This is a genomic window from Nocardia aurea (assembly GCF_003123685.1).
In the GTDB taxonomy this organism is placed as follows: Bacteria; Actinomycetota; Actinomycetes; order Mycobacteriales; family Mycobacteriaceae; genus Nocardia; species Nocardia aurea.
Map to the genome: position 1 here is coordinate 147,335 of NZ_QCYJ01000103.1, position 13,919 is coordinate 161,253.

The 13,919-nt window shown below is 66.0% G+C and carries 13 protein-coding genes; 12 read left to right on the forward strand and 1 reads right to left on the reverse strand.

Annotated elements, in window-relative coordinates:
* Positions 1–28 precede the first annotated feature (28 nt).
* Entirely contained in the window at positions 29–1,273 is a 1,245-nt protein-coding gene (locus DAT37_RS21845) for an ABC transporter substrate-binding protein (RefSeq protein WP_109526694.1), read from the reverse strand.
* Between the two features lie 381 nt (positions 1,274–1,654).
* Between DAT37_RS21845 and DAT37_RS21850 the strand changes: the two genes are divergently transcribed.
* From DAT37_RS21850 to DAT37_RS21905, 12 genes are all read left to right on the forward strand, one after another.
* Positions 1,655–2,449, forward strand: a complete 795-nt coding sequence (locus DAT37_RS21850) for an enoyl-CoA hydratase/isomerase family protein (RefSeq protein WP_109527318.1) — start codon at positions 1,655–1,657, stop codon at positions 2,447–2,449.
* A gap of 10 nt (positions 2,450–2,459) precedes the next feature.
* Positions 2,460–3,446 carry an NAD(P)H-dependent flavin oxidoreductase gene (locus tag DAT37_RS21855; protein WP_109526695.1) on the forward strand — a complete coding sequence of 329 codons (987 nt, stop codon included), beginning with the start codon at positions 2,460–2,462 and terminating at the stop codon, positions 3,444–3,446.
* 20 nt (positions 3,447–3,466) lie between these two features.
* Entirely contained in the window at positions 3,467–4,321 is an 855-nt protein-coding gene (locus DAT37_RS21860) for an alpha/beta fold hydrolase (protein ID WP_109526696.1), read from the forward strand.
* Between the two features lie 18 nt (positions 4,322–4,339).
* The gene (locus DAT37_RS21865; RefSeq protein WP_109526697.1) at positions 4,340–5,110 is read left to right on the forward strand and encodes an enoyl-CoA hydratase-related protein; all 771 of its coding nucleotides are present in this window, start codon (positions 4,340–4,342) and stop codon (positions 5,108–5,110) included.
* A gap of 1 nt (position 5,111) precedes the next feature.
* Positions 5,112–5,921: an acyl-CoA thioesterase gene (locus DAT37_RS21870; protein WP_109526698.1), complete on the forward strand. Its 810-nt coding sequence runs from the start codon at positions 5,112–5,114 to the stop codon at positions 5,919–5,921.
* Between the two features lie 60 nt (positions 5,922–5,981).
* Entirely contained in the window at positions 5,982–6,413 is a 432-nt protein-coding gene (locus DAT37_RS21875; protein WP_109526699.1) for an acyl-CoA thioesterase, read from the forward strand.
* A gap of 155 nt (positions 6,414–6,568) precedes the next feature.
* Complete coding sequence (locus tag DAT37_RS21880; protein WP_109527319.1) at positions 6,569–8,857, forward strand: acyl-CoA dehydrogenase family protein; 2,289 nt, start codon at positions 6,569–6,571, stop codon at positions 8,855–8,857.
* A 22-nt stretch (positions 8,858–8,879) separates the two neighbouring features.
* Positions 8,880–9,410 (forward strand): DoxX family protein, encoded by a 531-nt coding sequence (locus DAT37_RS21885; protein ID WP_109526700.1) that lies wholly within the window; start codon positions 8,880–8,882, stop codon positions 9,408–9,410.
* Positions 9,407–10,276 (forward strand): enoyl-CoA hydratase-related protein, encoded by an 870-nt coding sequence (locus DAT37_RS21890; protein WP_109526701.1) that lies wholly within the window; start codon positions 9,407–9,409, stop codon positions 10,274–10,276. The genes DAT37_RS21885 and DAT37_RS21890 overlap by 4 nt, the downstream gene beginning before the upstream one ends.
* 2 nt (positions 10,277–10,278) lie before the next feature.
* A complete protein-coding gene (locus tag DAT37_RS21895; protein ID WP_109526702.1) occupies positions 10,279–11,328 on the forward strand; it encodes an aldo/keto reductase in 1,050 nt (349 codons plus the stop codon).
* Positions 11,328–12,944, forward strand: coding sequence for an AMP-binding protein (locus DAT37_RS21900; protein ID WP_109526703.1), 1,617 nt, complete (start codon positions 11,328–11,330; stop codon positions 12,942–12,944). The genes DAT37_RS21895 and DAT37_RS21900 overlap by 1 nt, the downstream gene beginning before the upstream one ends.
* On the forward strand, positions 12,941–13,906 hold the full coding sequence (locus tag DAT37_RS21905) for an NAD(P)H-dependent flavin oxidoreductase (RefSeq protein ID WP_109526704.1): 966 nt from the start codon (positions 12,941–12,943) through the stop codon (positions 13,904–13,906). Before DAT37_RS21900 ends, DAT37_RS21905 begins: the two co-directional genes overlap by 4 nt.
* Positions 13,907–13,919 lie beyond the last annotated feature (13 nt).

Genomic DNA, 13,919 nt, shown 5'->3' on the forward strand with positions numbered 1-13,919 from the left:
TACCGATCATTTCGCTGAGTGCGCCGAATTACTTGGTGATCTGCGGATCGGAGGGCTTGCCGTCGCTGATCGTGACGGTCACCAGCTGGGTGCTGCAGATCGCGGGCAGGATCGACATCGAGCTGCCGTTGCAGCTGAAGGTGATGCCGTGCCCGGCGGGCAGGCTCACGTTCGTGGCTGTCTTGATCGCGGTGGAGACCGCCGCGGCGGTCGGCTCACCGGTCACGCCCTGCGCCGCGCGCACCAGGCCGAGCATGCCCTGGTAGCCGGTGTAGGTGTAGCCCGCGATATCGGTCTTCGGTGCGTACTTCTTCATCACGCTCCGGTAGAGCACCGCTTCGGCGTCGTCGGAGACCAGGTCCGCGGTGGTGAAGACGTGGGCGCCTTCGATCGCGTCGCCGACCGCCTCGATGGTCGCGGGATCCAGGCACGGCTGAATGAGCATCTTGTCCTGGGACGCCCCGAGAGTGCCGAGGGCCTTGAGCACCGACGTGCACATCGTCGCGTCACCGATCACGGCGATGGCGCCGACGTCTTTGGAGATCCCGGAGCTGACCTGGGGCGTCGCATCCGGCGTGCCGAGCGGAACGGGCACGACCTGCAGGTCGATGCCCGCGGCACCGAAGGCAGGTCCACCCATCGCCTTAGCCGTAGGAGCCGCAGCACCGGAATCGGTCACGAAGGCGGTCACCTTCTTGTAGCCCTTGCTCCCGGCGTAGGACGCCATCGACTTCAGGGTGCCCGCGAACCCTCCGGTGAGTGTGAAGGCGTTGGGGGTGGTCATCTCCGCGCCACTGACGCCGGCCGGTGTGAGGTAGGGAATGCCGGCTCCGGCGATGATCGGGACCATCGTGTCGCCGTAAGCGGTCGCGGTGACCACGACAGCGGAGACTTTCGCTTCGACCATCTTGTTGGCGCAGTCACGGTTCGACGCGGGATCTTCCTTGCTCGCACACGCGACGAGTTCGACAGGATGTCCGGCGATCCCGCCCAGATTCGCGTTCGCGTACGCGACTACCGCCTCGGCCGCCTCGCGGTTGGACGGCTGCGAAACCGCAGGCCCGCCTTCGGGATTGATCAGGCCGATCCTGATGGGACTGCCTGTCGCCGGTTTGTCGGGGAAGGCGCTGCTCGGGGCCTCGGCCGACGTGCTCGTGGAGTCGCTTCCGTCGCTGCACGCGGTGGCGAGGGCGAACGCGGGAATCAGTGCGATCAGGCCGAGTCTACCCAGTCTGGCCTTGATGGATAGCGAACTATCACGGATGTCGGTCATGGAGTTCCTTTTTCTCAGGGCGTTTGCGCGCGGCCGAGCCGCGCCGTCTGTGCCGTGATGCGGGTCACAAACAAGAGGTCAGGTAAACGTAGGTGGGCAAGTGAGATGTGTCAATAAGCAATCTAAGTTCACTAGGTGCGCATTCGATTCATTGGTTCGTGACGACGATCTCGAGCGCTGAGGATCTGTCGATGGCGAGCAAATCGCAAAGTGCCTCGGCCGCCGATGGAAAAGTGCTGAGAGCAACTAACTGTTTCCGTTCGGGCGGTGCCCGCGGCACCCGTCTAATCCCGCCTTGCGGTGCATGTACTTAGTGCACTATGTTATCTATGTCTGGTCCGTGGCGGCGGTGTCACGAATGACGACGAGAAGGTGGGCGAGATGCAGACGGTGAAAGTCGAACGCCACAACGGTGTGGTGACGGTCGCAATGTCGCGGCCGGAGAAGAAGAACGCCGGCAATCCGACGATGTGGCGCGAGCTGGCCGAGGTCTTCACCGAGATCGAACGGACCCACGGTGACCGGGTGATGGTGCTGACCGGAGCGGGCGGAGATTTCTGTTCCGGGGCGGATCTCGAAGGCTTCGACGGGGACGCCTTGGACTACATGAAGCGGGCGAGCCACGCGGCCGAAGCCCTGGCCGCGCTGACCATCCCGACCGTCGCGAAGGTGGACGGCGTCGCGGTCGGCGCAGGCTGGAACCTCGCGCTCGGCTGCGACATGGTCGTCGCCACCGAACGGGCGAGGTTCTCGCAGATCTTCATCCGCCGCGCGTTGTCGCTCGACTTCGGCGGCAGTTGGCTACTTCCGCGACTCGTCGGACTCCAGAAGGCCAAAGAACTCGCCTTCTTCGGTGACATACTCTCGGCCGCCGAGGCGTCGGCGCTCGGATTGGTCACCAGGGTCGTCGCCCCCGAGGATCTCGATACCACCGTCGAGATCATGGCCCGCCGCCTGGTGCACGCGCCCGCTCAGGCGCTGTCGCTGACCAAACAGCTGCTCGACGCGGCCGCTGCCGGTGGTGGCATCGCGGACGCGTTGCAGCGCGAGAACCACGTCCAAGCCAACAACATCGTCGGCGTCGAGGCGCAAGAGGCCAAGGCGGCTTTTCTGGAGAAGCGCGACGCCGTCTTCTATCGGCCCGATTCGCCGCTGGCCACCACCGCGCACGATTAGGAGTCCCACCATGTTGAAGACACGCTTCACCGAAGAGTTCGGCGTCGAGCACCCTATCGTCCAGGGCGGCATGATGTGGGTGGGCCGTGCTGAGCTCGCCGCGGCGGTCTCGGAAGCGGGCGGTCTGGGCATCATCACCGGACTCACCCAGCCGACCCCGGAGGATCTGTCCCGGGAGATCGCGCGGACCCGTGAGATGACCGACAAGCCGTTCGGCGTGAATCTCACCCTCACGCTGTCGATCAATCCGCCTCCGTACGAGGAGTACCGGCACGCGATCATCGACTCCGGGGTGAAGATCGTCGAGACCGCGGGTTCCAATCCGCAGGTGCACGTCGAGCATTTCAAGCAGCACGGTGTCAAAGTGATCCACAAATGCACCAGCGTGCGGCACGCTCTCAAGGCACAGAGCCTGGGCGTCGACGCGTTGAGCATCGATGGCTTCGAGTGCGCGGGCCACCCCGGCGAGGACGACGTCCCTGGATTGGTGCTGATTCCCGCCGCAGCGGACAAGCTGACCGTCCCGATCCTGGCCTCCGGTGGCTTCGCGGACGGTCGAGGGCTCGCCGCCGCGCTGGCGTTGGGCGCGGACGGCATCAATATGGGCACCCGATTCATGTGCACCGTCGAAAGCCCGATCCATCAGAAGATCAAAGAACAGATCGTCGCGGCGACCGAACTGGACACACAGCTCATCTTCCGACAGCTCCGCAACACCATGCGCGCGGCGAAGAACTCGGTGAGCGAAGAGGTGGTCGACATCCTCGCCAAGGGTGGGCAGTTCAAGGATGTGCAGGAACTCGTCGCGGGTACACGCGGACGCAAGGTCTACGAGAACGGCGATCCCGAGGCCGGTATCTGGACCGTCGGGATGGTGCAGGGCCTCATCAACGACATCCCGACCGCCGGTGAATTGGTCACCCGGATCGCCGCCGAGGCCGAGACCGTCCTGCGTCGGAACTCGGCACTGATCTCGGATCCGGTCGCGGTCTCCTGACGGTGTCGGACACAGCTGCGATGAGTATCGCTACGACGAATTCGGATTGTTCCGTGGAATTCCGCGGGTTGGGCGGACTGCGGCTGGCGGGGGATTCGTGGGGCCGCGACGGCGACCCCGTGGTGCTGCTGTTGCACGGAACCGGACAGACTCGGCATTCTTGGAAGCAAACGGGTATCCGCTTGGCTGACCGAGGATTTCGCGTCGTCGCGGTCGACACTCGCGGTCACGGCGACAGTGCGTGGGCGCATTCGGCGGCCGAGTACGCGCTGGACACGCTCGCCCGGGATGTGTGCGCGGTGGTCGACGCGATCGGAGATCCGGTCACCATCGTCGGAGCAAGCCTCGGTGGACTGACCGGCCTCCAGGCCGCGAGCGAACTCGGCGCCGAGCGAGTTCGCAAACTCGTGCTGGTCGACGTGGTGCCGCGGTTCGAGAAGGGTAGCGGAAGCCGCAGGATCAGGACCTTCATGGAGGGCAACCCGGACGGCTTCGCCGACCTCGCCGAGGCCGCGGACGCGATAGCGACGTACCTGCCGCACCGAACGCGACCGCACAGCCAGGAAGGCTTGCGCCGCAATCTGAGGCAGCGTCCGGACGGACGTTGGCGATGGCACTGGGACCCGCAGTTCCTCCGCAAGCCGGAGCGGGACCTGGAGGCATGGGTACGCGGACTGGAGGCGGTCGCGGCCGACCTGGGAGTGCCGATGCTCGTCGTACGAGGCGCGATGTCCGATGTGGTCAGCAGGGACGCCGTCGAGAAGTTCCTGGAGGTGGTGCCGACCGCGCAGTTCGTCGAACTGAGCGGGGCGGGGCATACCGCCGCCGGAGATGACAACGACGCGTTCACCCGGGCAGTAGTCGAATTCGTTTGAGAATGTGGAGGAGTCCCGATGGGTGAGAAGAACGACGAGATCGAGCACGAGCCGGTCCTGGTGACTCGCGACGGCCACGTCGCGATTCTGACGTTGAATCGGCCAGATCGACGCAACGCGATCAATCGGGCCATGCGAAAGGCGATCAAGCGCGAACTGTGGAAGGCCGACGCCGACGCCGACGTTCGGGTAGTGGTGATCACCGGGGCAGGCACGGCGTTCTCCTCCGGCGTGGACCTGCCCGAAGCGTTGACGGGTCCACCGCCGCGCACCGAGGGAACCACGCCGACTCAAGCCGTGCGGGCGATCGGCAAGCCGGTGATCGCCGCAGTCAACGGGCCCTGCTACACCGGAGCATTCGAATTCGCGGTGAACTGCTCGTTCATCATCGCCTCGGAAAATGCTGTCTTCGCTGACACGCACGCCTCGATCGGTCTGCTCAACGGCTGGGGCGGCAGCGCGATGTTGCCCCGGATCGTCGGCTTGCCCGCCGCGACCCAGATCATTCTCAGCGGTGATCCGATCGATTCGGCGACCGCGCTGCGCATCGGTCTGGCGAACGAGGTCGTGTCGCACGAGCAGTTGATGGAGCGCACCCTCGCTATCGCCGGGTCGATCGCTGCGAGCCACCCGGTGGCCGTCCAGCGCATGCTGCGACTGCTCAAAGAGGGCGCGGGCGCTTCGGTCGCGCACGCACTCGGGCTGGAGGCCGAGGCCGCGGCATCGTGGCGGCCGGACGGCAAGGATATCGGTGACCGGTTCGACAAGCGCCCGGCCAAGTCGATCTGAGATGCCGGAGCTAGCTGAGCCTGCGTACGCGGACGAATTGCGGACGGTCCCGCTCACGGACGTGCTGATGCTGGACCGCATCGACCGCGACCTGTTTCGTTCCGTGCACCGGTTCGAGGTCGATCGCGCGCTGTACGGCGGGCAGGTTCTCGCGCAGGCGCTACTGGCCTGCGGCGAAACCGTTGATCGGCAACGGCTTCCGCACTCGCTACACGGCTACTTCCTCCGCAAGGGTGACGGTGCTCGCCCGGTGATCTTTCGGGTCGAGAACGACCGGGACGGCGGGACCTACTCGGCGCGCCGCGTCGTCGCACAGCAGGACGGCGAAGTCATCTTCAGCATGTCGGCGTCTTTTCGGACACCCGCGGTAGGTGAGGAGCACACTGCCTCGGAGGTAGTTCCGCTGGCTCCGCCGCAGCGATGCCCGGCCGTCACGCCGGATCCGGAACTGGCGCTGCAGGTCCGGGTCCAGGACTGGTCCGGTCCGGAGAAGTTCTTTCCGGCGAGGTTCTGGGTGCGACCCAATTGCCCACTGCCACAGAATGATTCGCTTCTCCATGCGGCAGCGATCGCCTACATGTCGGACTTCTCGACGGGACTGCGACGCACTGTCGGCAGCGAGGTTCTCGGACCGAGCATCGATCACTCGTTGTGGTTCCATCACCTGCCGCGCTGGGACGACTGGATCTTCGTCGACCTCGGGAGGGGGGTGTCGGCGGGCAAACGTGGCTGGTATTCGGGAACTGTCGTCGACGGCAGCCGGATCGTGGCGAGCCTGGCACAGGAAATGGTCTACAGCGACCGCCGCTGATATGGCCGGGGCCAGCTTTCGATCGTCCGCACCGAACACCATCGGACAGGAAGTTTCTGCTTGACCGATTCTCTGTCGCTCGAGTCGTATCCCTGTCATCGCGAGATCAGTCTGATATTCGCTGACATCGACGCCTACGATCACGTGAACAACGTCGCGATCACGCGATTCTTCGAAGAAGGACGTGTCAGCCTGCATCGGCTGATCGACGAGTCGCTGTCCGATGGCGTGTCGCGGCGGACCGTTCTGGTCCATCTCGAGATCGATTACCTCGCGGAGGTGAACTACCCGGGCGAGGTTCGGCTCGGCATCGGAGTGCAACGAATCGGTCGGTCCTCGATCGAGTTCCGTGCCGGGCTCTTCCAGGAAGGCGTGAAGGTCGCGGCGTCCTGCTCGGTCGATGTCAACACCGCCGACGGCTGCTCCGGCTCGGTCGAACCGAGCGAGGAATATCGGGCCGCGGCGCGCGAACTGCTTCTGCCCGGCGTCTGAGAGTGCGGGGTACCGATGGGTGGCGCGGCGGCAACGCTGCGCCACCCATCGGTTTTTCGTTGGTACTTCCGATCTCGGTCACCTGGCTGTAATCTATCACTAAGTTAACCTAGTAATTATTGAGGAATGATGGAGGAGGCGCGGTGCAGGGATCGATGACGGAGTCGCCGGAGGGTCCGATCGGGACGGGCGACTGGCGCGCTCGATTGACCGCCCTGCTCGACGCCTACGCGACTCGGCCACGGCCGAAGACTCCGAAGGAGCGTGCTGCGGCCGCGCGGGCCTGGCAGTCGGAGCTGGTCGACGCCGGACTAGCGGCACCGGGTTGGCCGACGGCTGTCGGCGGTCTCGATCTCGGTCTGGAGGATCAGCTCGACTACTACCGGATGACCAGCGCCGCCGGTGTGCCGAAGCACCCGCACCCGATCGCCTTCATCGTCGCGCCCACACTGATCGTCTACGGCACCGAAGCCCAGAAGAAGCGCTTCCTCGAGCCGCTGTTGCGGGCCGATGAGATCTGGTGCCAGGGCTTCTCCGAACCCGGCGCGGGAAGTGACCTCGCTTCGCTGTCGACCAGGGCGGTTCGCGACGGCGAGAACTACCGCGTCACCGGCCAGAAGATCTGGACCACCCAGGCAACAGCGGCCGACTGGATGTTCGCGCTGGTGCGCACCGGTCCGGCCGGCCGCGGAACAGCGGGAATCAGCTACCTGCTGATCCCGATGAACTCGCCCGGCATCGACGTTCGCCCGCTCGCGGATGCCTCCGGTGGGCACCACTTCGCCGAAGTCTTCTTCGATGACGTCGTGGTGGCCGCGGAGAACCTGGTGGGTGAGGAGGGCAAGGGCTGGTCGGTGATGCGCACCTCCCTCGGCCACGAACGAGCGACAGCTTTCCTCGCCGACGAATTCCGCTACCGCGGGCTGGTCGACAAGGTGTTCTCCCTCGCGATCGCCCAGGGCTACGCCGATGACGCCCTGGTGCGTCAGGAACTCGCCGCCGTGGAGACCGGAGTGCGAGCCATCGCGGCCAACAGTGCGCGTGCGCTCGACGCCGTACTGCGCGAAGCGGATCCGGGCGGCGTCGCCTCGGTCAACCGATTGGTCAAGTCGGAGTTCGAACAGCAACTGCATCGGCTGGCCCAGCGCCTGACCGGAGCGGGCGCGGCCCTGGGCAACCGGTCCCCGGGCGCGGTCGACGGCGGCCGATGGACGTACGGCTACTTCATGACCCGGGCCTCGACCATCGGCGCCGGTACCGCGGAGATACAGCGCAACGCCATCGCCGAGCAGGTTCTCGGGCTGCCGTCACACCGCGGCGAGGGCACTCGTCCGGCGCCGGTCGCGCCGGGCCGCCCGCTGACCGAGCCGCAGGAGGACGAGGCCGCGTTGCGTGAGGTTCTCGCCAAGGCGCTGGCGTCCTATACCAGCACCGATCGGCTGCTGTCCTGGGCACGCGAGACCGCCGACTACGATAAAGGGCTCTGGAACGAACTGGTCAGATTCGGGCTGCCCGGTCTCGCGGTTCCCGAGGAACTCGGTGGGGGCGGTGCGAGCCTGCGATTGCTCGCGGTCGCTGTCGAAGAGGCTGGTTACGCGGTTGCCCCGGTACCGCTCGTTCCGACACTCATCGCGCTCGAAGTGCTGCGGCAGGCATCCGCGGTCGAGGCTGTCCGCGCGGTGTGCGACGGAGCCACCGCGGCGTTCGTCGTCCCGGTCGATGACAACGGCTGGGCTATCGACGGCCCGTTGCCGGCCTTGGAGGGTGCCCGGCTGTCGGGGTCGGTAGAACGGGTGTCGGGTGCGCCGGTCGCCGATCGACTGGTCGTCCTCGCCCGTGAGGCGACCACCGGCGAACTCGTTCTCGGCATCGTGAATCCCATCCACGCCGAGGTCGCCCCGCAGGAATCGGTGGACGTCACCGCCACGATCGGGATTGTCGTGCTCGACGGGGTCGAGCCCGAGATCATCGCTCGTGGAGCGGAGGTGACCCGGATCCTCGACGCCGCTCGGCGAGTCGCGCAGGTGGTAGTCGCCGCGGATTCGGTCGGCGTCGCGAACCGGGCGCTGGCTCTGGCCGTCGATTGGGCCGGCCAGCGCGAGCAGTTCGGTCACCTGATCGGCTCGTACCAGGCCGTCTCGCATCGCTGCGCCGACATGTTGGTCGCCGCGGAGGGGGCGCGCGGGCAGGTGTTGTCCGCAGCGGAACACGAGGTGAACGACAGCGAGGCACGGCTCGCCGCGGACATCGCCGCGGCCGCCGCGATGGACAGCGCGGTCTCGGTGGCCGAGGGCTGCGTTCAGATTCACGGCGGCATCGGTTTCACCTGGGAACACCCCGCGCACCTGCTGTTGCGCCGCGGCATCGCCAACCAGGTCGCGCTCGGCCGACCGGAGAATCTGCGCGACCGCGCCGCGGGCACAGTACTTGCCCGGCTGAGCTGATACCGCCCGAAATGGAGATCTCATGACCCCGATCGACATGGGTCTGGCGCTGCTACGTGTCGGCGCGGGACTGACGATGGCTGCCCACGGATACGGAAAGCTGTTCCGCGGTGGACGAATTCCCGGAACCGCGCGTTGGTTCGACAGTATCGGTATGCGTCCGGGCCGACTACAGGCATGGCTTGCGGCTTGCACCGAGATCGGTGCCGGAATCCTGTTCGCGCTCGGTCTGCTCACTCCGTTCGCCGCCGCCGCGTTCGTGTCACTGATGGCGGTGGCCACGTGGACGGTACACCGAGACCACGGCTTCTTCATCGCCTCGAACGGGTGGGAGTACAACGCGAACCTCGCGATCTGCGCCGTATCGGTCGCCATCGCCGGGGCGGGGCGAATAAGTCTGGACTGGGCGATCTTCGGGAAGAACATCCTCATCGGGTGGTCGGGATTCGGGCTGTCCGCCGGGCTCGGCCTGGTGGCGGCGACGGCATTGCTGGGTGTGTGCTACCGGCCGGTGCGCATACGGGCCGCCTCGAACGAGGGATCGGCGTTATGAACCACGCCGAAGTGTCCCCCGGCGAGGACACGCGTGATCCCATCGCGATCCGAGAAGCCGCCGTTCGTGAATCGGTCGAGAGCGTCGTCCTCACCGAACTGCATGGCGCTGTCCTGGTGATAACGATCAATCGCCCGCAGGTTCGCAATGCCGTCGATTCAGCGGTCGCCGAAGGCATCGGTGATGCTTTGGAATACGCGCGAGATGACCCCGCTGTGCAGGCTGTCGTGGTGACCGGTTCGAATGGTTCCTGCTTCTGCAGTGGAGGAGACCTCACCGCGATGGCCGACGGTCGCGGAATCGAACCCGCCGATCCTGCCAAGCGCGGCTGGGGATTCGGTGGGATCTGCGAGCATCCGATCGACAAGCCGGTCGTGGCCGCGGTCAACGGCCACGCGATCGGGGGCGGCGCTGAGATCGCGATGGCCTGTGACCTTGTGGTCGCGGTGGAATCCGCGGAGTTCTCCCTGCCGGAAGTGCGCAACGGATATATCGCCTCCGGCGGAGGAGTGGTGTGGCTATCGCGATGGGTGCCGAGAACAGTCGCGATGGAGATCCTGCTTCTCGGTCGACGATTCAGTGCAACGCAAGCCGAGAAGTGGGGGTTGGTCAATCGGGTAGTGCCCGATGGGCAAGCCCTCGCGACGGCGATCGAGTTGGCGCAGGCGATTGCCACGAATGCACCACTGGCGGTGCGGGCCAACAAACGCTTGGTCGCCGGACTGGTCGACTCACGGTTCGTCAACGCCGAGGACGACTGGGCGCGTTGCCACGCTGAGCACCAGCGTATTCACCAGACCGAGGACGCCAAGGAAGGGCCGCGCGCGTTCGTGGAAAAGCGCGCACCCGTGTGGAAGGGACGATAGGTATGGAGTTCAAGCATCTCGGGCGCAGCGGAGTGACCGTCTCGCGCCTGTGCCTCGGCGCGATGTCGTTTGGAGCGCTCGGCAACACCGACCACGACGATTGCCGGAAAATCATTGACCGAGCGTTGGACGCCGGCATCAATTTCATAGACACCGCCGACGTGTACTCCCGCGGCGAGTCCGAGGAGATCGTCGGCAAGGCGATCGCGGGCAGACGCGACGACGTGGTGGTCGCGACCAAGTTCTTCAATCCCATGAGTCGCGATGCCAACCATCGCGGGGCGTCACGCCGCTGGATCGTACGGGCCTGTGAGGACAGCCTGCGCCGCCTGGGCACCGACTACATCGACCTGTACCAGGTGCACCGGCTCGACGAGGCCACCGATCTCGATGACACACTCGGCGCACTTTCGGACCTGGTCCGTGACGGCAAGGTACGGATGGTCGGCACATCGACGTTTCCCGCGGAGGCGATCGTCGAAACACAGTGGGTGGCAGCCGATCGCGGGCATGTCAAACCGCGCTGCGAACAGCCGCCGTACTCGATCTTCGTGCGCGGCGCCGAGGGCGATGTGTTTCCCACCTGCCAGCGATATGGCATGGGCGCGATCGTCTGGAGTCCGTTGAACGGCGGTTGGCTCACCGGAAAGTATCGCAACGACAACGCGGGCGGCGACGCGGCACGTTTCAGTCGTCTCGGTCGCGGGGCGTGGCGGCTCGACTCCGACGGCGCGCAACGCAAACTCGAACTGTTGGACCGCCTCGACGGCATCGCAACCGAAGCGGGCACGGACCTGATCACCCTGGCGCTCGGATTCACGCTCGCGCATCCCGCGGTGACCTCGACCATCATCGGTCCGCGCACGATGGACCAACTCGAGAGCCAGTTGAAGGTCATCGATACCGTATTGACCGACGAGGTGCTCGACCTCATCGATGACGTGGTCGCTCCAGGCACGACGATCGCCCGCGCCGACCTGGTCTACGAACCCCGCGCGTTGCGGCACAAGCACTTGCGGCGGTCTCCCCGCCTGAACGAGGCCAACGTGTGATGGCGTCCGACACGACAGTCTTCGACCCGGAGACGTTGCGCGCGAAATGGTATCGGTCGGGCTGGTACTCCGACCGCACCGTCATCGACGTGTGCGAGGTCGGTGGTTCGGTCCACGCGGACGTGCCGATGGTGTTCGCGGGCGACGCCACTGCGGTCGAAACCTCGGTGGGCGAGATTCATCGCGAGGCGACGCGGATCGCGGCCGCGCTACAGGGCATGGGCGTCGGGCCCAACGACACGGTGGTAGTGCAACTGCCCAATCAGTTCGAATGCGCGGTGGCCTACGAGGCGGTACTTCTCACCGGAGCGACGCTTGTCCCGGTCGTGCATATCTACGGCACGGCCGAGTTGTCGTTCATCCTCGAACAGTCCGAGGCGAAGGTCCTGATCATGCCGGATCGGGTCCGCTCGATCCGCTACACCGAACGGATCGCAGAGCTGTCCGCCGTTTCGACCCTCGAGCGAATCGTGGTGGTAGGCGACGCGGAATACGCGGGCGCGACAGCGTGGGCGCAGCTCGACACGGGCGGCGGATACCGCAGGCCGCAGGTTCGCTCCGACGACGTATGCCTGCTCGTTTACACATCCGGGACCACCTCGGCGCCGAAAGGTGTTCAGCACACCCACAACTCGATGCTCGCCGAGCAACGGACCATGCCGCACCTGCAGAACACGACCGAGGCGTCGGTGCATCTCGTCTCGTTCCCGCCTGGCCACATCGCGGGTGTCGCGAGCATCCTGCGCCCGATAGTGCACGGGACCGCCAGCGTGTACATGCAGAACTGGGATCCACACGATGCGGTCGATCTGATCGCCAGGTACGGAGTCACCTCCACTGTCGGTACCCCGTTCCACCTCGCCGGGATCCTGGATCTCGCCGACCGGGGCGACAAGTTGACGACCTTGACTGAATTGATGGTCGGCGCGGCGACCGTTCCCGACGAACTGGGCAGGCGTGCCGCGGCGGCGGGCATCACCACCTACCGGTGCTACGGAGCGACCGAGCATCCGACGATCTCCGTGTGCGGCGTCGACGATTCGCAGGACGCCCGCCTCCACACCGACGGCGCACCGCTGCCCGGCGTGGAGATCCGCGTCATCGACGCCGACGGCCGCGACGTGCCGGTCGGGGCCGTCGGCGAGATCATCACCCGCGGACCGGACCAATTCGTCGGCTATCGCGACTCCGCGCTCGACCGCGCCGCGTTCACCGACGACGGCTGGATGCGCACCGGCGACCTCGGCCACCTCGACTCCGACGGCCGGGTATCGATCACCGATCGGATCAAGGACGTCATCATCCGCGCGGGCGAGACGATTTCCTCCGGCCAGATCGAGGATGTGCTGCGCACTCATCCGGCTGTGGCCGACAGCGCGGTGGTGGCGGCGCCGGACGAACGGTACGGCGAGGTCGCCGCCGCGGTCGTGGTACTCGCACCCGATGCGGTACTCGATCTCGACGAGATCCGTCAGCACTTCGCCGCATCCGGACTGGCCAAGCAGAAGACGCCGGAAAAGCTGGTGATCGTCGACGAACTGCCGCGCACCGCGGTGGGCAAGATCCGCAAGGCCGACTTGCGGAAGGAATACTTCGCCGAGAGAGGCAACCCATGATCAACTGGAACTCGCTCAGGATCCCGGTGATGGCGGCGCCGATGTTCATCGTCTCCAATCTGGACCTGATCATCGCCTCCTGCCGAGCAGGCATCATCGGGGCTTTCCCGTCGGCCAACCCGCGCAGCCCGGAAACCTTGGATTCGTGGCTGCACGCGATTCGCGAAGCCGAGAAGGCCACGGTGGACGCAGGCGCCGAATTCGCGCCGTTCTGCGTGAATATGCTCGCCTCGGCGGCGATGGACCGGACAGCGCGCGACCAGGCGCTGGCCACCGTGCGTAAGCATCGGGCACCGCTGATCCTGACCAATATGGGCGATCCGAGGGAAGTCGTCGACGCGGCACACGAATGGGGCGGCAAGGTCTTTCACGATGTGACCACCATCCGGCACGCCGAGAAGGCGATCGAAGCGGGCGTCGACGGGCTGATGCTGGTCTGCGCGGGAGCAGGCGGTCATGCGGGCACGCTGTCGCCGTTCTCGTTCCTGCCCAAGGTTCGCAGCTTCTTCGACGGCTCGATCATGCTGGCCGGCGGGATCGCCGACGGTAACGGGATCGCGGCCGCGCTCGCGCTCGGCGCCGATATCGTCGTGATGGGCACCCGATTCATCGCGACCGCGGAGTCCGGCGCCGTCGACGGTCACAAGGAAATGCTGGTCACTTCCAAGAGCGAAGACGTGATCTTCACCGACGCGATCGCCGGTCTCCCCGCGAGCTTCCTCGCCCCCTCGATGATCCGGGCAGGCCTGGACCCGCAAAACCTGCCTCGTCCGAGCGGCAGACACCGGCCGAACCTGCCCGAGGGCATCAAACCGTGGAAGTCGGTGTGGAGCGCGGGTCACTCGACCGGGGTGATCGATGACGTGCCGAGCGTGCAGACGGTCGTAGACCGGCTCGCCGAAGAACTCGACAAGGCGCGCGTGCCGGGGGAGTGGCGTAAGGCCCTGTCGGAGAACGGCTGAACAGGCTCGCTCC